Origin of the sequence: Varibaculum cambriense, from assembly GCF_032557235.1 — a bacterium.
Classification (GTDB): domain Bacteria; phylum Actinomycetota; class Actinomycetes; order Actinomycetales; family Actinomycetaceae; genus Varibaculum; species Varibaculum cambriense_C.
Window position 1 is genome coordinate 202,118 of sequence record NZ_JAWGMB010000004.1, and the last position, 18,167, is coordinate 220,284.

Sequence of the window (18,167 nt, forward strand, 5' to 3'; positions counted from 1 at the left end):
AAAAATAGCCTAGCTAGGCCGCGGCCAGCAATCTATCGCCTGCAACAGTGAATCTTGCCACCCAGAGAGCCATTCATAAAACGATGACACCAGGACTTCTTCAAATTTTTCATCCCTTGATTTCGATGTCACCTGCGAAGATTCGGGAGAGCTGTGCTGTGTACCTTCATCGCTATCCCCCAGTTTAAGTTTGCCAGATATGGCCAGACGCACATCGTTGGTTCCGCTAAGCCAATCCCATTCTTGCCCGTTTTCGATCACGATCACCGGGCCGGTTTGTGATGACAACAAAGAGTAGAGGCGATCCAGGCGCTCAGCTTTCTGAGTACGTAACTGCGAATCAGTCAAGTCCCGCATAGTTTGCGCGGTTGCCTCATCGGCAGATCCGGGCGGGAGTAACCGATCCAAAGAGGCGTTTTCAAGATGCACATTGCTGCCGGGGATTTCTTCTTCGCCCTCCCCTAACATCGTGGTGATTTCAAAAGGCAATACCGGCGGATCAAGTAGGGTGCGCACTTCGCAAATGGCTTGCAGGAACAAGTCCCGTTCAACTGCCCCCATCTGGCATTCCCACCCCCCGGGAACGGGACGAAAGGTATTCATTGTTGATCCGGTCCGCCCAAGGTGGCGCGCAAACCATAACCGTGCAACGCCTGCACTAGAGCTTCCATTCGTTCGCGAGTACCGGCGGCGACTTCCGTTTGTCCCTGGCTAAAAATTTCTAGCCGGGTGCGTTTGGCTTTTTCCCGCGACATTGAAAACTGGTGAGCTAATACTCTTTCTACATATCGCGGCTGGTTAACTGGATCTCGCAAGATAGTAACCCGCCACTGCTTTAGGCGAGTACTGTCCGAGTACGGCGGAGTACCCGGGTCAGATACCAGATCATTAACCATACGTCCAGACTATTAGGAAGGCGCAGGGAATGGGGGGGTTTGAAAAAATAATTATATTTCTGCAGCCACAATCAAGCCCAGAACCTTGTTTTCGCCTCTAGGTCGAAAACTGGATTATAGCTGGTTTGTGAGTATGCTAAAACTATGAGTTCTTCAGTTACCACTTCTTTGTTAACCGATATGTACGAACTGACTATGGTGGATGCTGCCTTGCAGTCAGGAACCTGGGATCGGGGAGCTATCTTTGAGCTGTTCGGCCGGCGTCTACCCCCGGCACGTCGCTTTGGAGTGATGGCTGGCAATGCCCGCATTATTGAGGCTCTGGAACGTTTTGAGTTTTCAAGTGAAGAGATCGACTATTTGTCACGGGAAAAAATAGTTTCCGATGACTGTCTGGATTACCTAAAATCCTATAGATTCAAGGGAAGCATTCGCGGTTACACCGAAGGGGAATGCTATTTTGAATCCTCTCCCCTAATGCAGGTAGAAGGCACGTTTGCGGAGTGCGTTTTATTAGAGACCCTATTACTGTCAATCCTAAATCATGACTGCGCGGTAGCTAGCGCTGCCTCGCGAATGACTATCGCCGCTCACGGGAGGCCGTGTGTAGATATGGGAGCGAGGCGTACCCATGAACGCAGCGCAGTTTCAGCCGCCCGCGCCTCCTATATTGCCGGCTTCAGGGGTACTTCCTGCCTAGAAGCAGGTAAGCGCTATGGGATTCCCACCATCGGAACCGCCGCACACTCTTTTACTTTGATTCACGACTCCGAAGAAGACGCCTTCCGGGCGCAACTAGCAAACCTGGGGCCGGGCACCACTCTCTTGGTGGACACCTATGATGTTCCACGCGCGGTTAAACGCGGGGTTAAACTGGCGCGAGAAGCCGGAGGAGAACTAGGATGCGTCCGTTTGGACTCCGGAGACCTGGTGGCGGAGGCTTTTAAGGTACGCGCACTACTAGATTCTTTAGATGCCCAAAGTACCCAGATTACAGTCACCAACGACCTGGACGAATACGCGATTGCCGCCCTCGGGGCTGCTCCTGTTGATTCCTATGGGGTGGGCACCAAGATGGTGACTGGTTCAGGCATTCCGACGGCGGCTTTGGTTTACAAACTGGTGCAGCGGGTCAATGAGGACGGTTCCATTCATGATGTTGCCAAGCGTTCGACCTCTAAATCCACTTTGGGAGGACGCAAGTTTGCGGGGCGCGCCCGCGGTGAGGACGGATATGCCAACGCCGAATTGGTAGTGGTGGCCGATAACGCCGAGCAAGCTGAGGCCGAGCTTGCTCGCCGCAATGCCCGCCCGCTACTGGTAGACCTGGTTACTGACGGTGAGCCTAACCGGAGTTATATGGGTAAACAGGCGCTGCAGGATGCTCAAGACCATCATGTAAAGGCACGTAACGAGCTCCCCTACCAGGGATGGCGGTTGTCGGCAGGAGAAGCGGCAATCCCCACCGAGATTATTGATTTAACCGAGCGGGAGGACGAAGTAGAAGCCCCCACTAGCGCAGATCTGCGAGCCTAGCGGGAACTGGGACCGCGAAATGGCCAGTCGGGTCCGCCGGAAGCATCCATCTCTTTCTTAATCTCTACGCAGCGCGGACATATCGGGTGATTTCGCACCTCCCGGGTGGGAACCCAGACTTTACCGCAGAGGGCAACCACCGGTTGCCCGGTAAGCCTGGAGGTTGCCAGGCGATGGGCAGACACATAATGCGCATAACGATCCTTGTCCCCGGGCTCTTGCCGGTGAGTTTCCGGGCGTTCGAGTACTCCTACCCCACCCTCGGTCTGTCCGCTATCTGGATCCGATAAACCGTTACGCATTTCCATATCCCCAATCTTAACTACTCGCGGCCAAAAAATGTCGGTAGCTTTGGATTTAGGGCAGGCATAGCGGGATTATTTGCTGACTGCGAAAGATTCTTTCAGTTTTTTTAAGCAAAGAACAGTGATAGCAAGAAGGTGAAGATCAATCCCAGTACGGAAACGATAGTTTGCACCACCATATGAGTCTTAGTCGCCTGCCCCAAAGTCATTCCAAAGCACTCTTTCACAAACCAGAATCCGGAGTGGTTAACCCAGTTTAGTCCGATAGAGCCAGAACCGATGGCGATCACAATCAAAGACACATAGGGTGCAGAGTATCCGATCACTAGCGGAGCTAAAATCCCACTTGCCGAAACGATCCCTACGGTAGCTGAGCCGGTACAAAACGACAGCAGCAACCCGATTAACCAACCTAGAATTATCAAGTTCATATGAATAGATCCGGCAGCATTGGCGATTGCATCTCCCAGATCAGAATCCTTCAAGGCAGCATTGAATGCGCCCCCTCCCGCAACGATCATTACCACGGTTGCTACTGCAGCCAGAGATTTGGTTACCGATTCGCGCAGGCGATCCCCATCCCATTTCTCTTGGATCATAATCACCGCACCGGTAAACAACACCCCGATTAGCATCGCGATAATTGGCTGCCCTACTACTCCGGCGATTGTTTCAAAATGGCTTTTGGGAGCCACAATTTTCACCACTGCCTGAACCAGCATCAGCACCACTGGCAATAGCACGCAGCAAAAAGCCATCGGAGTGGAAATACCCGAGCTACTAGGCGGGCTAGTCAAACCAGTTTTTGCAGTAGCAGTAGTTTGCGACCAAGCCCCAGGGCGCTGGGTGGGAGCCTCTTTAGGAGCGCCAAAAGCACCAGGGGTTTCGGTGTGATCGCGGGCAAGCTCAGCAAAAGATCCACTTTCCTTATAGATTCTTTCCGCTTCCTCATAGGTGGTGCCAGCGTATTGGGTAACTAGAGAAGGAGGTGGCTCTAACTTGATCCGGGGAGCGATGAAATTTCCGTATATAGGACCGGCCAGGATTACGGTAGGAACCGCACACAGCAGACCTAAAAGAATCGTCAATCCCATATCGGCATTAAGAGCCTGCACCCCGATAATAGGACCCGGATGCGGGGGAACCATACCATGTAGACAACACAGAGCGGCGATTGCTGGAATCAATGTACGTAAGTACCACTGCTGTGGCCGGCCGGCTCGTACCTCCAGCCGCAGTGCTACCGCGTAGATAACTGGCATTAAAACTACCAGCCCTACCTCGAAAAACATAGGAATCCCCAGGATGAAGGCTACTGCGGTTATCACCCAGGGGGCTGCTTTCGGGGAGGCATGATCGAGGACGAAGTCTGCGATATTTGAAACTGCCCCCGAATCCGCGAGCAGTTTACCGAGCATTGCTCCCAGGAAAACCAAGATCCCGGTATTCCCCAGTATCTTCCCGGATCCCGCCATTAGGGTTTCTGGAATCTCTGATATGGGCTCTCCCGCAGCGAGGGCAGTTAGGAAAGCGACTATGTACAGAGCAAGGAAGGGGTGCATCTTGGTTCGCCAGTTAATCAAAACTACTAAGAGAACTATGGCACCAAATAGAACCCCTAAAAGGTAAATTGTGTGTCCATCCATACCGGGAGTATAGACGCTATTTCCAAACATGAAGTATAATTATGAAATGTATCACACTAATTAGATGTGTAGACAATTCTGAAGATAGCGTGAACAGCAGATTTACGTACATTAAAGAATTAACCAACCTTCTTTGCGTGAACTTTACGGTACTTAGGTCACAAAAAGTGTTAATCTCCGTTTGTTAGCCAACTGGGAGATATAACATGCAGGAACCTAACGTAAACGATCTGCTCACCCAACCTTGGGATGTGATTGTAATCGGAGGCGGAAACGCCGCTGTCGTCTCCGCCATGTCCGCCCAAGACCAAGGGGCAAAAGTTCTGATTTTAGAGCGAGCAAACCAAGTTTTCCGGGGTGGAAATTCCCGGCATACCCGCAATATCCGTTGTATTCATGATGCCGATTTCCCCTATAACACCGGTGCTTACACTAAAGAGGAGCTTTGGAAAGACCTCTGCTCAGTCGGCACCGGCCCTTCCGATGAGGAAATCGCTGCCCTAACCGTGGAAGAGACCCGGACGGTACCCGCCTGGATGATGGATCATGGCGCTCTCTTCCAGCCACCTTTGGTGGGAACTTTGCACCTAGGGCGCACCAATACTTTCTTTCTGGGTGGAGGGAAAGCACTGATAAATAACTATTATCGATCGTTGCGCTCGCGTGGTATTCCAGTACTCTATGAATCCAGCGTGGAACATATGGACTTTGACGGTAACACCTGCACCGGCTTGACCGTGATGCATAAGGGTAAAAGCTACCAGGTAAAGGCCAAGTCTTATGTGTGTGCCGCCGGTGGGTTCGAAGCGAATGTTGACTGGTTAGCCAAGTACTGGGGACCAGCGGCTTATAACTACCATATCCGTGGGCCTAAAACTAATGACGGCACCATCTTGCGATTGCTACTGGATGCGGGAGCCGACCGCGCAGGACAGCCCAAAGGGTTCCACGCAGTAGCAGTCGATGCTCGCAGCCCCATGTTTGATGGCGGGATTGCTACCCGCTTGGACTGCATTCCCTTCGGAATGGTACTCAACCGCGACTACCAGCGTTTTTACAACGAGGGAGAAGAAATCTGGCCGAAACGCTACGCCATTTGGGGACGTAATATCGCCCAGCAACCAGATCAGGTTGCCTACGCCTTTTGGGACTCCAAAGCCAAGGGACTCTTCATGCCCCCGATGTATGGGGTTTTCAAAGCCGAAACAATCGCCGAAGTCGCCGAACAGATGGGGCTGGAAGGTACCCGCGCCGAGGAAGCCGTTCGCCGCTTTAACAGCGCTATCTCCCCGGATGCTAACCAGCGTTTTGACCCCACTCGAAAAGATGGGGTGGGTACCAGCGGGCTAGACCCGGAGAAAACCAACTGGGCTCGCGCCCTCGACACTGGCCCGTTCTACGGAATCAAAATGGCACCAGGAATTACATTCACCTATATGGGGGTAAAAGTTAACACCCATGGCCGGATCCAAATGACCGATGGAGGGCAGTTCACCAACCTGTTTGCGGCCGGTGAAATCATGTCCGGAAATGTACTTTCCAGTGGTTATATGGCAGGTTTCGGAATGGCGATTGGAACCGTATGGGGACGGATCTCAGGTAGGGAGGCAGCACAAAATGACAACTAGTGAAGTTGATACCGCTAAAGGCGGAGCAATTTTTACTGAAGGACGTCGGCAACTGGCAATTTGTAACGCCTGCCGTTATTGCGCAGGCTATTGTCCAGTCTGGCCAGCAATGGAGCGTCATCCTTCGCCCTCCCGTGAAGAAATGGAGCAGCTGGCGAACCTATGCCACGACTGCCGAGACTGCTACACCGCCTGCATGTACACTCCCCCGCACGAGTTTGCGCTTAATCCCCCAAAGCTATTTGCTGAAATACGTGAAGAAACCTATGACCGCTATATTTTCCCTTTCAAGCTTCCACGAGCGATCTCCGGAATACGCGGTCTGGTTCTCATTTTCATTTTGTGCTTGCTGTCTCTGTTTGGCATTGGGTACTTCTTTGGTACCGAAAACTGGCTGACTACCTCCAGTGGACAAATCTATGACGTGTTTGGGCACGTGGCTTTAGTACTGGTCATGTCGGCATGTTTGATTTACGGTTTAGTGGTAACCACCGTGGGAACGGTAAAGTTCTGGCACGCTATCCGCAGTGAGGGTTCTAGTCTCTTCAACTTTTCTAACTGGAGAAAGACTGTTAGCGATATTTTAGTGTTGCGCCACATGAGTGGCGGACAGGAAGGATGCTCCTATGTAGGCGGAGAGCCTTCCAGCAAACGCAAAGTAGGACACCAGCTACTCATGTACGGCTTCATAGGTACTTTCCTAGCTACAGTTTGTGCCGCGTTCATGCAGTACGTACTGGGAATGATGCCGCCCTATTCTCTATTATCGGTTCCGGTGATTTTAGGATCAGTCGGAGGCCTTGCGGCATTGATTGGTTCCATCATATTAATGGCACTAAAGCCAAAAACTGATCGCAAAGAAACTACCGAACGCATGTGGCAAGCTGACCATTCGCTACTGGGCGGACTGATGGCGCTGATGCTAAGTGGGTTCTTGGTGACAGTATTCAGGGGTGGAGCCGTATTTCCCTCCGTGTTAGTTTTGCATATTGCGATGGTGGCAACCGCTTTCTTAGTGTTCCCCCGTACCAAGTTTGTACACCTGTTCTTCCGCGCTATCTCTATTTATCAAGATAACTTGGAAGTGCGTGCGCATATGCAAGCCTTACAAGCTAAGAACGGGTAAGCCCCCAGCTCCTGACGTTTTTTGAGTAGTAGCTCCGGGCTAATACATTTTCGGAAAGCTTGCAGGATTCAAAGGTTTCGTGGGCGAGGACGTCGCTCAAATTGCTAGGCAGACCTCAGGGTTGTTTGGTAGGCTCACGAGAGAGTGTTCCCGATGATACCTTCACCACAGATCCTCCAGGAAGGGTGTGCGAGCTTGTACACAGCATGAGCGCACGCGTCTAAACCGCTATAGAAGCGCCGCAGGTTTTGTTCCATTTGAGTGGAGGGGAAGGTCTGGGTTGTGTCTACATAGTTTGACTAGGATGCGAAGGATTGTGATGAAGGGCAAATGCCCGATAACTACCCGGAAAGCAAGTAGGGAAGATACCCGTCCTGATTTGGTAAGGCGTGACTTTAGAGCGCCAGCTCCGAATCGTTTGTGGCTAGCAGACATTATGGAAAGAATCATTGATTAAAGGAAGAAGACAATGAGCCTACTTTTGCCGATAGTAGTTGGAATCTGCGTAGGCATTATCGTCGGTCTGCTTGGGGCAGGAGGAGGAATCCTCTCGGTTCCCATCCTGGTTTATCTGCTGGGACAGTCTCCTCATAATGCCGCCGCTGGTTCGCTATTGATTGTGGGAGCGACCTCCCTAATAGCCCTGGTAGGCAGACGTAAAGAAGTTCATTGGAAACAAGGAGCAGCATTTGGGGCGCTTTCAATTACGGGATCTTTTATCGGGTCGTTCCTAAACTCTCTGGTCTCACCGAGTCTATTAATGTATCTGTTTTCAGCCCTACTTGTAATAGTTGCCGGATTAATGTTCCGCAAGGCAGCTAAAGAAAAAAATGCGGCCGGTGAGAAACCCCGAACGATGACCCCCGATACGGATGAGAATGAGCAACTTAGTAATAAAAATACCCGAGGAAATGAAAACTCCCAGAGGGCGAATTCTCGCCTACATCACTGGATTACCATTATTATTGCAGCCGTCCTGATCGGGGTTTTAACCGGATTTTTCGGGGTAGGAGGAGGATTTGCGGTAGTACCTGCCCTCACTCTGATAATGCATTTCGACATGAAAGAGGCATCGGCCACTTCCCTATTGGTGATGGTGATTGCTTCCCTGGCAGGACTAGCTGCCAGAATGGATACCGCTATCCAGATTGATTATCTGAACGTACTGCCGTTCGCCTTCGCCTCAATGATTGGAGGTCCGATCGGCGCGAGCTTAACCCGTAAAACCAAATCCACCACTTTAACATTCCTGTTTGCCATATTGTTGCTGCTAGTAGCTGTTTACACGCTGAGCGCCACGTTACTAGGGGCGTAAAACCACTCAGTTGTTCGATTGGCTCTAAGCCTTATTTCTCGTGTCACATTTCGCTTGACTAAAAACTGCTTTACAGAAATAATGATCAGAGCATTCACACTGGGTGTTTAACAATTGAAGTTGGGTGTTTATTAATTTAATAGGGGTCGATCGGTTTCGACAGCTGGTATTGGTTGCAGAGAAGCGTGCCGAGAATGTGAAGTCATCTCGCTAACGTCCTTCACAAAACAATAAGTGCTAAACATAACCGCACTGACTTCGCTCTAGCTGCTTAAGCAGAGCCTTTAAAAGTCCGTCAGCTCCGGGGGTGCTTCTACCTCGGTTCCTGGCGTCGTTTTTCAGGAGCCACCGGCTGCAGTTTTCGTCAATGGGATTGCAGCGACACTTTACAGTGACTGAGCCTATAGAATCTCTAGTTTGCCGAGTAGATTCAGGCTGAGAAAAAGCTCAGGCAAACTGCGCACGGAGAAGAATGCAGGAGTACCAGTTGGACCGGGGTTCGATTCCCCGCGGCTCCACTATGACGAACTCGAACGGCAAGCAAGTTTGCTTGTTAGTGAGAGTGAGGAAATAGTGCGTAATCCCGTCAGGGATTACCAGCACCATGATTGCAGGTCTCAGGTTTATCCTGGGGCCTGCATATATTTTGAGCCCGGGAATCGAACCCGTGAGGGCTCAGTGGCGTGAGGATCTGGATGACCCGTGCATATCGCCTGGTTACAATAACAAGGATTCAAGCCATCCAAGTCTCAGAATAAAAACGGCAACCTCGTCTGTCCTACCATTTAAAACTGGCGGACGAGACGAGGTGACCTATACGACTTAGCTTCGCTAAATCGCTATTCCCGTAGTTCATGGTCGAGCATGACGGGCAGTTGAACCACTTGTACCCCTGCCTGATCAGCGACCGAGTTAATTATCTCCTGTTGCGCATTGGCTCGTCGTAGCAGGAACGGCGATGACGTTTCGGTTGCCGGGAGTGACTGGTTGATCACCCATGCCCACGGCTCAATACCTGCTCGCGACAGGTCCGCGGCGAGGGATTGTGCCTCGAGCATTGGCGTGGTTTCTGGCAGTGTCACGAGGATTGGCCGGGTCACTTCCGTATCTTGCAGGCGTTGGAGCGTGGTGGCGGAATCGTCACGTCCGGATTGGCGCATGAGTTCGCGGTGGTAGGACCCAGTGGCGTCCAGTAATAGCAGAGTGTGTCCGGTGGGGGCGGTATCGAGGACGACCCACTGGTTTTGGACCGTTGCTACGACCTCAGAAAATGCTTTGAAAACGGCCACTTCTTCCGTACATGGAGAGCGCAGGTCTTCCTCCAACTGTGCGTACCCTTCGGCATCGAGAGAAGCGCCTTTGGTGGCGAGCACTTCTTCACGGTAGCTAGCCGTCACCGCGTCAGGATCGATAGATGACACCGTCAAACCTTTGATGCGATCTTCGAGGGAAACATCGAGGTGGTTCGCAGGATCCGTGGTGGACAGATGCACTGGCTTGCCGCACTTAGCGAGCTCCAATGCCAGCATTTGCGCCACGGTGGTTTTCCCAACCCCACCTTTGCCCATACACAAGACGAGTTTCGGTTTTCCCTCTGCTAGCTCATCCACCAGATGGGATAAACCGACGTGCAGCTCGGAATTAGACTGCGCAGGGCTCGGCTCTAATACGTGACCCGAGCTCGAAGTTGCGTCGCCGTAAGCCTCGCCCAGATGTAACAGACCATCTACCCCCATCACCGGGTTAGCATTCAACTCGATCCGTACCGTTGGAACACTATTGATCGCGCTCAGCTGTGTATTCGTGGCAAGGCCATCTAGTAGTGCCTGTTCCCGGACATAAATAGACTCCGAAAGCTGATCGGTAGCGGCGCTCACTGGCAGGATCCCGTTGATCACCAACAGTGCGGGTTTGATTCCCATCTCAAGGAGTTCACCGGTGGAACGGTTAGCTTCTTGCAGGGTCGAGATTTGCGCCCTGGCCACCAGCACCAATGAAGTTTGTGCCGGGTCAGACAGAGCTGCGACCGCCTCATGATAGGTTTGCCGGTTCTTCTCTAACCCCGACATCGGCCCCAGACACGAGGCGTCACCCGCGCCTTTATCAATGAAACTAGACCAATCACCGGGTAAGGACAGTAACCGCAGGGTGTGTCCGGTCGGGGCGGTATCGAAAATGATGTGGTCATAGTGGCCAGTAATGTCTTCGTTGGTTAGATAGTCTACGAATCGATTAAAACTAGCGACTTCAACCGTACAGGAACCGGACAAGGTTTCTTCGGTTGTTGCTAACACCTCGGGTGGCAGCAAGCCGCGAACCGGACCCAGGATAGATTCCCGATACCGATCCGCTTCTGCCTCCGGATCAATCTCTACCGCATCAAAACTGATAGCACCGGGCACCAGGTCGGTTAGCTCTGCTCCGCCCGATCCGATCTGACGGCCGAATACCTGCCCAATATTCGAGGCTGGATCAGTTGATACTAGCAGTACTCGCTTACCTTCACCTGCCGCGCGGGTAGCTAAAGAGCAAGCAACCGTAGTCTTTCCAACTCCGCCTTTACCGGTGAAAAACGCAAACTTGGTGCTCAGTTCAGGAAGGGACATTAGCAGCACCCACTTCCGCCGCAACAACCAGACTCAACTACGGGCAAAGTTGTCTTTTCCTCCGGGGATGCCCCCGCGAATTGACGGAGCTGATCGACTTTGGGATAGGAACCAGTCGCGACGATAGTGCCATCAACCACAGTAACTGGTAGGCCGTCTGTGCCGGCTACCTCAACATATGCGCGAACTGGCTCGCAAGTCGCAAAATCAGCCGGGGCAGACGCCAAATTATGCCTGGTGACGGTAATTCCCTCTTTATCCAGGCCGGTCAGCGCCGCGTTGAAATCAACGAGAGCCTGATCTACGTCGGTTCCGCAGACTCCAGAAGAACAGCACAAAGCCGGTTCATAGATATCGATTTGACGCACAGTTAACTCCTTACATTTCGATGATTGTCGAATCGACACAAACTCTATCACACGTTTCGATGGGTGTCGAAACGTGTGATAGAGTTTTGGTATGAACAGCCAACACGCTCCGAATTGCTGCCCCGCACCTGCAATCGCCGGCGAAGGTCAATGTCAGGACGCGGCAGATATTTTTGCGGCACTCAGTGATGTCACGCGGCTGCAACTGGCTCTATTCATATACCGCTGTTCACCGAACCCGGTGTGCGCATGCTCGTTTCCTGAGGTTTTTAACATCAGTCGGTCAACCATTTCGCACCATCTCACCAGGATGGTAAATGCTGGCATATTAGGCCGTGAACAGCAGGGTAAGTGGGCCTACTATTCGATCGCTCCGGATTTTGATACTCGACTCCTTGACGTTGTCGCTAAACACATGCCTCAACAACCCACAAGCCGAAAGGGAGCCACCGAGACCAGAATCCTTTTTGCCTGCAGACAAAACGCTGGTCGCTCACAAATGGCAGCTGCCATTGCGCAAAAACTAGCCAGCTCTGACGTGACCATCATGAGTGCGGGCACCGAACCGGCCAAGGAAGTACACCCCGAGGTGCGCGACACCCTCGCCGAAATAGGGTTAGAGCCGTTTGCGCAGCCAGAAAAACTTGATCCGGCGAAAGTGAAGATGGCAGATTGGGTAATCACGATGGGATGTGGCGAATCATGCCCAATTTTTCCCGGAACCCACTATGAAGACTGGGAGGTCGCTGATCCGTCGGGGAAACCTGTAGAGGTCGTACGCGAAATCCGCGACGAAATTACCAAGCGCGTAAGAGAGCTACTAACCCGAATCGCTTAACGAAATATCGCTTCACATCCAAGCAATACCGAAACATCATCAGTCGGAAAACGACGGCGCGACCAGCCCAAGCCATTGGAATGAAGCCAACACTAGGAATTTGCACCCGCCCAGAGCCTGATATCAAAATGAACGTCTAAGCAACCACTAGGACGCTCATTTTGATACAAAGTGAGCGTCCTATTTTGTTTTTCCTCTCCTCGAACGTATCAGTTGGGCATCAATATCGCTTTTTCGTTGTTCTCTTGGCCCAAAAATCACCCGCTTTTATTACTGATTAACAGCATCGCTCGGGTAGATATCAACTCCAACACATCCTAGGGAAGAAAAACATGCTGAACCGTCACCCGGAGGGAGTGGTTTCGTATACCCAAAACGCTATCTATCGACTATGGTTGCCCTTCCCAGGACGCCCCCCATCCCATTTAACAATTGTTTCCTTACGCCAGCCTGCAACCGCCCGGTCGTCAAGACCAACCACCGCGTCAGGCTTAGGAAGCATCCCCTTAGCTTTATAAGATGCCGCCGTCCCCTTAGTGACACCGATTAGGCACGCCACATCACGCAACGCTAAAAAAGTCTCACTCACCGCCTTCACCTCCAGCGTTCAGATCATATAGACATACCCCCATAGCGATAACCCAAATAACCCACATGGTTACCGTCTTCCAAGTGGCAGCCTGCAGGTCAGTGATGGCTAAGTTAGCACCACCAATGGCGATAAGACACCCCAGGGTTCCGAGATGCCCCTTAAACTTTTTCCGGTTCATGGCTCTTTAGCGGTGTTGACTGGTAGAATCTGACCAAGACAGGATCGACGTAGGTATGTGCTATTTAGACCCTGCCAGACCTTCCCGGCTACTTTTCGTCTTGATGGAAGTGATCCCACAAGGCAAGTAGCAGACCGGCTAGGGCTAGTAGGTTTCCCAGGTCAGTTTTATCTGTAGTCCTGCAACCGCACCCTCCTTTCGTTTTCTGGTTTCCCCTAACCGAGACTTAACTTACCATTATACGGTATACGTTTAGCATACTGAAAACACTATTAGTAGAACCAGAACAACAAGCACAGGCAATAGATACCAAGCCAATCCATCTGGCGCGGGAAGGTCGCGAACGCGGGCTGAGCGTTCGCCTGTGCCAATAGGATTTTCGCGGTTATTGTAAAAATTATCGAGCTTCTACCAAAAACGGGATTACGGGTAGTGGTCGCACTGAGATTCGGAAAGCAATGCGGAATTATCGCGTTACTTCACCAGTCAACAATGCCTTTCGCAAGTTTGTTTCGCGTGTTTCCCCGTACCAATACTCAATTCCTTTCGCAAAAGCGATTAATCCTTGCAGATGGTTTAGGAAACTCAATACTGGGGGCGGGTTGCCTTTAGTGTGCGCCACGTGCTGCTGAATCCCAAATTTAGCAATTCCACGTATGTGGTAGTCAATATTTTTCTTAAACGCGGTGTCCAGACGGACACTGTCGTCCACTTGCAGACCTAATATCAGCTTCTTAGACTCGGGCGGCACTACCCTAGTTTTGCCTTGGTTTATCCGAAAACCCTGTTTTAGTACGACCCGATTAACGTCGCGGATGATTAAACCGGCGAAGCCGCGGTCAAAATGTTCATGGTCAGGTCGCGGGGAGAAAAACAAGTCATCACAATATCGGGAATATTTTAGACCGTTATACAGCGCTAAAGACGCAAGCTCTTTATCAAGTTCACCAGCGCAAATATTGGCGATAATCCCGGATATGGGGGCTCCTTGCGGAAGCACGCCGCGAATGATCTTCCCCGCACTGTCTCGATACCTGGGGTAGGGGCAATCGCTGCTATCTATTGATATTTCGAGCTTCGTGTAGTTGCGCGCCGCTGGGGTTATTTCGAACTTTTCATTATATAGCGCCTGAATATTGCGTCTTAGGTTTTTATCGGGGAGGAAAGTTGTCAGACGCGCTAGCTCAAAAGCGACAAGTTTTTTATATCCAATCGCTCTAAAGAGTTCATATACCCGAGCCTCATTTGTAACGATACCGGGCGGAAATCTTAGTCGGAAGATATCTTGCGCAACTCTTTTCGCAGATTTACGGTAGTTGCGCTTGCTTTACGGGCAAGGGCGAGGGTAATAAGCTAGCAAACGCAGCGATAAGTCCGTATCTAGCTAAAAACCTACTCAGGGTAAAACCGCACCCGATGTTAAGGAGCAGCACCAATGATGGGGTACCTAGATGCCTGGGACATGGTTCTTGCCACCATCAGCAAGGCGGGTCACACTGACCTGCTAGAAAATCTTAAAGAGCTCGAAATCCAGGATGGCCCCGATCTTGATCTGGCACTTGATTGGGCAAGTGCCGCAGGTATCCCCCTATCTGATGAAATAGAGAAAACAGCTCGGGAATTAGTTGCTGGCGGAGATCTGGAACCAGAGGCTCTAGAAGCATTCGAGTAACGACAAACCAACCTATTGGCGCCTTCCCAACTGCCCCTAGGAGGACGACAAACCTGGTTGCCACCTCAGCTTAAAGCGGTAATAGTACGTAATACTTTGGCCGCATTTTCGCGGAAAGAATCTGTCTCTAACAGCAGAGACAGGCTGATAGTGCCAGAGAAGGGCAAATCAAAAAAGTAGCCGGGCTGGCAGTAAATCCCAAAGTCTTGCAAGAGTTTTTCAATCAGCTCGTCCTCGTCAATATGGGAAGGGAAACGCAACAGTACGTTCCAGCCTCCCTGCGGCGCCATTACCGTAACCGGGCTGGCCGGATCCTCCCCTACCAAACCTTGCAAGACGTCCAAGTTAGCGGCGCACCGCCCGCGAGTTCGCGCCGATTGCGACGGTATTTGCTCCAAGAAGCCCGGCAGCTGCGCGGCCAAAATATCACTAAAGGGCAAGAACGCATCCGCAATGATATCTAAACGGGCTTTCGCCTCTGCTACTAGCGACTCTGGCCCCGAAACCTCCAGCCAAGCGATCTTCACCCCAGGCGCACACAAATTTTTCGATAATCCATCGAGGGCGAAGGTGAGTATGTCGGGGCAACCGGCCAGGCGGGCGCGAGATTGCGGGGCAGCTGGCAAGGGGAAGTTATAGAACACTTCATCCGCTATCAGGGGCAGATTATGGGATCCGCAGTAATCCATTAAGAGCTGGCACTCTCCCCCATCTAAATAGGCACCGGTGGGGTTCCCCGGATTGATGACCACCAGGGCTCGCGGACGCCCGGCTTCGTTAACAGTCGGCAGCGAGAGCGGATCCAGTTCCCAGTTTCGTCCTAACCAAACAAAGCTATAGGAAGTCACCTGCACATTTTCTAAGCTAGCTAAGGTCTCTATCAACGGATATCCCGGAGTAGGCGCCAAGACTGCCTCACCGGGATCACACAGTAGTTTCATTAGCCAGCTGTAGCCTTGCGAAGTGGAACTCAGCAGATACAAGTTATCGGGGTCAACCTCGCGCTCGTCCCGCTGGGAAAGATAATCGGCGAGGGCGCGGCGGGCTTCACTCTGGCCGCGCGGATCAGCCTGGTAGGGACTGCCAGATTCCCCCAGCTCATGCCGAGTGGGATTCGAGTCAGAGATATTTACCAGCTGCTGCCCCTGCGCGCGCCGTTTCCCAGCCGCCAAGGTTATGGCGTTGGGCTGAGAAAGGCTAACTCGCTGTGAAAAATGCATCGCCCCTACTCTATGACGGCGAGATGCTCCGGTGCATCGCCACTAAAATTTCCGTCTTTACCCGCTCGAGCAAATGAAAAACCCCGGGAGAGAGCATCCTCTAAACAGCCCGCTTAACCCAGCGGATATAGCCAAGCGCTAAGCATAGTAAGCATGACCTTCCATCTAGCTTTCGAATTAACAGAAAACCGGAAGTTTACTGCCGGTATCTGAAACAGGAGCACATAATGGTAAAAGCAACAGTAATTCATTTACGGGAGGAGCAGTTATGATCGGCGCGATTATCGGGGATGTTATCGGCTCAACCCGGGAGTTCTCACCGGTAGCTCGCCGAGATTTTGAGCTATTTCCCTATGGCTCTAACTACACCGATGACTCTTTAATGACTATTGCTCAGGGAATGGCATTTTTAAGGTGGCTAAACCTCAAAGATTCCGAACGTACTGAGCAGCGTCTTACCCAGCTCCTGGTGCAACGTATGCAGGAAATGGGGCGGCGTTTTCCCGAGCCGATGGGCTCCTACGGAGGGCGTTTTGCAGCTTGGCTAAGTGAAGATAGCCCGCACCCCTATAATTCCTGGGGAAACGGCAGCGCCATGCGGGTATCGGCAGCCGCCGAATCAGCCAATAGCCTGGCGGAAGCCCTCAAATTTGCAGAAATAAGTGCGGCAGTCACCCACAATCACCCCGAAGGCATTAAAGGCGCAAAGGCGGTGGCGGCGGCAATCTACTTAGCGCGCAATAGCCGTAGCAAGCGGGAAATCGAATACTACATTTCAGAGAATTTCTATCCTCTTGAGCAATCGCTCGCCGAAATTAAGGCTAACTATCACTTTGATGAATCCTGCCAAGGTACGGTACCCCAAGCTATCCGGGCATTTACGGAATCGATTAGTTTCGAGGACGCTATTCGCAACACCATTTGGTTAGGGGGTGATGCGGACACGATGGGGGCAATCACCGGCGCTATCGCCTGGGCATATTATTCCACCCGGTACGGGATTGATGAACGCATGAAATTTATGGCGCAATCAGCACTCCGATATTTGCCCGAAGACTTGCATGCGTATGTTGCCTCGTATGAAGCAAGGTTTGATACCAGTTTCGAGTGGCCGGATAACCGCTGACTCAAGGACGTTAAGCGTGATGAGCCAGTTGATTATGTATGCACCGAATCTTTGTGGAAGTTATTGCTAGAAAAAGACAGCTACGATGCGGTGCTACATAGCAATGTAGAAGAGCTCTTCGAGGTAGGCGAGCCTGGGTGCGCGCTAATGCTGATTCTTTCTGCCCTCAAAGAGCAACGGATAAAAATCCCTCGCGACCTGGTGGCCGAACTTTGGGAAGGTGTCGATTGCCTGGACGATTAGATGGTTTGGAACCTCCGGAAGGAATGGAAATACCCTTTGCACAGGCACTAGCTACTATTGGTGAACAAATAGCAGATGATCCCAATCTCGTCTTACATGACTACGGCTACGATATGGGTTCGGTCTGGGTTCCGGTAATCGAAGATAGGCGCCTCCCCTTTACCTATCCCCATATTTTTTACGGCGGCGACCTCAGTTGGATAAGAACCTGCGAGTTCCTGGTAGTTGAAAAATACTATGGTGCCGTGCAAAAAGTTAATCTGAACTTTTATGATTTTATCCATGCAATTTGGGTGGGAAACTGGCCGAAAGATGCTGCGTCTACCCGAGTAAAAACCCTAGAAGTATTTAAAGATGACCGGAACTGGAAAAATAGACGCCAGGCAGTGACAAGATTTCGCGACCGGCTGCTAGCCGGGGGGTTTGGTGAGTTGCATTCCCGGCAACGGGAAGATGACGGTTCTCTATTGATCTTTCCCCCTAAAGATTCTCTGTGGCTTTATCAGGGAGTAGTCGATGCTCTCGATTTTCTAGCAGATGAATTAGACGCAGATGACGAAGAGTATTTCCAAGAAGCTTTACGAGGAAAGAAAGTACCCGTGGAAGAAGCTGACGTCGATTGGCTATTTTCGAAGCTATTAGCTTTATGGAATCTGGAAAGAATCCAGGAGGGAGTAATCGCTGATGCTGCCCGTAGCGGGGAGCTACGGGCATTGATTGAAAAGGTTCTCGATTTTTTCAATGCCCGCAAAGATAAAGATAAACGGGGAAGTATTGAAGATTTTCTGAAAGATCCGGCGCTGGGATTGCAGGAAATTATCGATTTGGACAGCGATTTCACCGGTCTGGAAGAAAACTCCTAACGGATAGCG

General features: G+C 51.4%; 19 protein-coding genes, 1 other RNA gene and 1 pseudogene. 10 read left to right on the forward strand and 11 right to left on the reverse strand.

What is annotated here, in order from left to right; genetic code table 11:
• Window positions 1–9 precede the first annotated feature (9 nt).
• Window positions 10–603 (reverse strand): DUF2017 family protein, encoded by a 594-nt coding sequence (locus tag E6072_RS04980; protein ID WP_316694181.1) that lies wholly within the window; start codon window positions 601–603, stop codon window positions 10–12.
• Window positions 600–896 carry an ATP-dependent Clp protease adaptor ClpS gene (locus E6072_RS04985; RefSeq protein ID WP_316694182.1) on the reverse strand — a complete coding sequence of 99 codons (297 nt, stop codon included), beginning with the start codon at window positions 894–896 and terminating at the stop codon, window positions 600–602. The genes E6072_RS04980 and E6072_RS04985 overlap by 4 nt, the downstream gene beginning before the upstream one ends.
• 144 nt (window positions 897–1,040) lie before the next feature.
• Here E6072_RS04985 and E6072_RS04990 point away from each other — a divergent pair, with 144 nt between their 5' ends.
• The gene (locus tag E6072_RS04990) at window positions 1,041–2,432 is read left to right on the forward strand and encodes a nicotinate phosphoribosyltransferase (protein ID WP_316694183.1); all 1,392 of its coding nucleotides are present in this window, start codon (window positions 1,041–1,043) and stop codon (window positions 2,430–2,432) included.
• Here E6072_RS04990 and E6072_RS04995 read toward each other — a convergent pair.
• Together E6072_RS04995 and E6072_RS05000 are read right to left on the reverse strand one after the other, a co-directional pair.
• Window positions 2,429–2,734 carry a DUF3039 domain-containing protein gene (locus tag E6072_RS04995; RefSeq protein ID WP_316694184.1) on the reverse strand — a complete coding sequence of 102 codons (306 nt, stop codon included), beginning with the start codon at window positions 2,732–2,734 and terminating at the stop codon, window positions 2,429–2,431. The genes E6072_RS04990 and E6072_RS04995 overlap by 4 nt on opposite strands.
• Before the next feature lie 110 nt (window positions 2,735–2,844).
• Window positions 2,845–4,383: an SLC13 family permease gene (locus tag E6072_RS05000; RefSeq protein ID WP_316694185.1), complete on the reverse strand. Its 1,539-nt coding sequence runs from the start codon at window positions 4,381–4,383 to the stop codon at window positions 2,845–2,847.
• Window positions 4,384–4,589: 206 nt separating this feature from the next.
• Between E6072_RS05000 and tcuA the strand changes: the two genes are divergently transcribed.
• The 4 genes from tcuA to ssrA all read left to right on the forward strand — a co-directional run bounded on the left by tcuA (window position 4,590) and on the right by ssrA (window position 8,973).
• Window positions 4,590–6,011, forward strand: a complete 1,422-nt coding sequence (tcuA, locus tag E6072_RS05005) for an FAD-dependent tricarballylate dehydrogenase TcuA (RefSeq protein WP_316694187.1) — start codon at window positions 4,590–4,592, stop codon at window positions 6,009–6,011.
• Window positions 6,001–7,137, forward strand: coding sequence for a tricarballylate utilization 4Fe-4S protein TcuB (gene tcuB / locus E6072_RS05010; protein WP_316694188.1), 1,137 nt, complete (start codon window positions 6,001–6,003; stop codon window positions 7,135–7,137). The genes tcuA and tcuB overlap by 11 nt, the downstream gene beginning before the upstream one ends.
• Window positions 7,138–7,606: 469 nt before the next feature.
• Window positions 7,607–8,452: a sulfite exporter TauE/SafE family protein gene (locus E6072_RS05015; RefSeq protein ID WP_316694189.1), complete on the forward strand. Its 846-nt coding sequence runs from the start codon at window positions 7,607–7,609 to the stop codon at window positions 8,450–8,452.
• A gap of 142 nt (window positions 8,453–8,594) precedes the next feature.
• Window positions 8,595–8,973: a transfer-messenger RNA gene (gene ssrA / locus E6072_RS05020) on the forward strand.
• A gap of 318 nt (window positions 8,974–9,291) precedes the next feature.
• Here the strand turns inward: ssrA and arsA are convergent.
• Window positions 9,292–11,058, reverse strand: a complete 1,767-nt coding sequence (gene arsA / locus E6072_RS05025; RefSeq protein ID WP_316694190.1) for an arsenical pump-driving ATPase — start codon at window positions 11,056–11,058, stop codon at window positions 9,292–9,294.
• On the reverse strand, window positions 11,058–11,426 hold the full coding sequence (gene arsD, locus E6072_RS05030) for an arsenite efflux transporter metallochaperone ArsD (protein ID WP_316694192.1): 369 nt from the start codon (window positions 11,424–11,426) through the stop codon (window positions 11,058–11,060). Before arsD ends, arsA begins: the two co-directional genes overlap by 1 nt.
• Before the next feature lie 91 nt (window positions 11,427–11,517).
• Here arsD and E6072_RS05035 point away from each other — a divergent pair, with 91 nt between their 5' ends.
• The gene (locus tag E6072_RS05035) at window positions 11,518–12,264 is read left to right on the forward strand and encodes a metalloregulator ArsR/SmtB family transcription factor (RefSeq protein ID WP_316694194.1); all 747 of its coding nucleotides are present in this window, start codon (window positions 11,518–11,520) and stop codon (window positions 12,262–12,264) included.
• Between the two features lie 382 nt (window positions 12,265–12,646).
• On the opposite strand, the gene E6072_RS05040 is transcribed toward E6072_RS05035, so the two are convergent.
• The 4 genes and pseudogenes from E6072_RS05040 to E6072_RS05050 form a co-directional block, all read right to left on the reverse strand.
• On the reverse strand, window positions 12,647–12,853 hold the full coding sequence (locus tag E6072_RS05040; RefSeq protein WP_316694196.1) for a transcriptional regulator: 207 nt from the start codon (window positions 12,851–12,853) through the stop codon (window positions 12,647–12,649).
• Window positions 12,846–13,034 (reverse strand): hypothetical protein, encoded by a 189-nt coding sequence (locus E6072_RS05045; protein WP_316694197.1) that lies wholly within the window; start codon window positions 13,032–13,034, stop codon window positions 12,846–12,848. Before E6072_RS05045 ends, E6072_RS05040 begins: the two co-directional genes overlap by 8 nt.
• 88 nt (window positions 13,035–13,122) lie before the next feature.
• A pseudogene (locus tag E6072_RS08855) lies at window positions 13,123–13,218 on the reverse strand (hypothetical protein); the annotation flags it as partial.
• A 282-nt stretch (window positions 13,219–13,500) separates the two neighbouring features.
• Window positions 13,501–14,316: a reverse transcriptase domain-containing protein gene (locus E6072_RS05050; protein ID WP_316694222.1), complete on the reverse strand. Its 816-nt coding sequence runs from the start codon at window positions 14,314–14,316 to the stop codon at window positions 13,501–13,503.
• 153 nt (window positions 14,317–14,469) lie between these two features.
• On the opposite strand from E6072_RS05050, the gene E6072_RS05055 reads away from it, so the two are divergent.
• The gene (locus E6072_RS05055) at window positions 14,470–14,706 is read left to right on the forward strand and encodes a hypothetical protein (RefSeq protein WP_316694198.1); all 237 of its coding nucleotides are present in this window, start codon (window positions 14,470–14,472) and stop codon (window positions 14,704–14,706) included.
• Between the two features lie 65 nt (window positions 14,707–14,771).
• Here the strand turns inward: E6072_RS05055 and E6072_RS05060 are convergent, their stop codons facing one another.
• On the reverse strand, window positions 14,772–15,926 hold the full coding sequence (locus tag E6072_RS05060; protein WP_316694199.1) for a pyridoxal phosphate-dependent aminotransferase: 1,155 nt from the start codon (window positions 15,924–15,926) through the stop codon (window positions 14,772–14,774).
• Window positions 15,927–16,194: 268 nt separating this feature from the next.
• Here E6072_RS05060 and E6072_RS05065 point away from each other — a divergent pair, with 268 nt between their 5' ends.
• Genes E6072_RS05065 through E6072_RS05075 form a run of 3 tightly spaced genes read left to right on the forward strand, consistent with a single transcriptional unit; the run spans window position 16,195 to window position 18,158 of the window.
• Window positions 16,195–17,052: an ADP-ribosylglycohydrolase family protein gene (locus E6072_RS05065; protein WP_316694200.1), complete on the forward strand. Its 858-nt coding sequence runs from the start codon at window positions 16,195–16,197 to the stop codon at window positions 17,050–17,052.
• Between the two features lie 51 nt (window positions 17,053–17,103).
• On the forward strand, window positions 17,104–17,295 hold the full coding sequence (locus E6072_RS05070) for a hypothetical protein (RefSeq protein ID WP_316694201.1): 192 nt from the start codon (window positions 17,104–17,106) through the stop codon (window positions 17,293–17,295).
• Complete coding sequence (locus E6072_RS05075) at window positions 17,280–18,158, forward strand: hypothetical protein (protein WP_316694202.1); 879 nt, start codon at window positions 17,280–17,282, stop codon at window positions 18,156–18,158. The genes E6072_RS05070 and E6072_RS05075 overlap by 16 nt, the downstream gene beginning before the upstream one ends.
• Window positions 18,159–18,167: the final 9 nt, after the last annotated feature.

Coding starts and splice junctions, on each gene's coding strand:
- E6072_RS04980 (WP_316694181.1), bottom strand. CDS start 603: ATGAATACCTTTCGTCCCGTTCCCGGGGGGTGGGAATGCCAGATGGGG.
- E6072_RS05015 (WP_316694189.1), top strand. CDS start 7,607: ATGAGCCTACTTTTGCCGATAGTAGTTGGAATCTGCGTAGGCATTATC.
- tcuB (WP_316694188.1), top strand. CDS start 6,001: ATGACAACTAGTGAAGTTGATACCGCTAAAGGCGGAGCAATTTTTACT.
- tcuA (WP_316694187.1), top strand. CDS start 4,590: ATGCAGGAACCTAACGTAAACGATCTGCTCACCCAACCTTGGGATGTG.
- E6072_RS05045 (WP_316694197.1), bottom strand. CDS start 13,034: ATGAACCGGAAAAAGTTTAAGGGGCATCTCGGAACCCTGGGGTGTCTT.
- E6072_RS04990 (WP_316694183.1), top strand. CDS start 1,041: ATGAGTTCTTCAGTTACCACTTCTTTGTTAACCGATATGTACGAACTG.
- E6072_RS04985 (WP_316694182.1), bottom strand. CDS start 896: ATGGTTAATGATCTGGTATCTGACCCGGGTACTCCGCCGTACTCGGAC.
- E6072_RS04995 (WP_316694184.1), bottom strand. CDS start 2,734: ATGCGTAACGGTTTATCGGATCCAGATAGCGGACAGACCGAGGGTGGG.
- E6072_RS05055 (WP_316694198.1), top strand. CDS start 14,470: ATGATGGGGTACCTAGATGCCTGGGACATGGTTCTTGCCACCATCAGC.
- E6072_RS05065 (WP_316694200.1), top strand. CDS start 16,195: ATGATCGGCGCGATTATCGGGGATGTTATCGGCTCAACCCGGGAGTTC.
- E6072_RS05000 (WP_316694185.1), bottom strand. CDS start 4,383: ATGGATGGACACACAATTTACCTTTTAGGGGTTCTATTTGGTGCCATA.
- E6072_RS05035 (WP_316694194.1), top strand. CDS start 11,518: ATGAACAGCCAACACGCTCCGAATTGCTGCCCCGCACCTGCAATCGCC.
- arsA (WP_316694190.1), bottom strand. CDS start 11,058: ATGTCCCTTCCTGAACTGAGCACCAAGTTTGCGTTTTTCACCGGTAAA.
- E6072_RS05060 (WP_316694199.1), bottom strand. CDS start 15,926: ATGCATTTTTCACAGCGAGTTAGCCTTTCTCAGCCCAACGCCATAACC.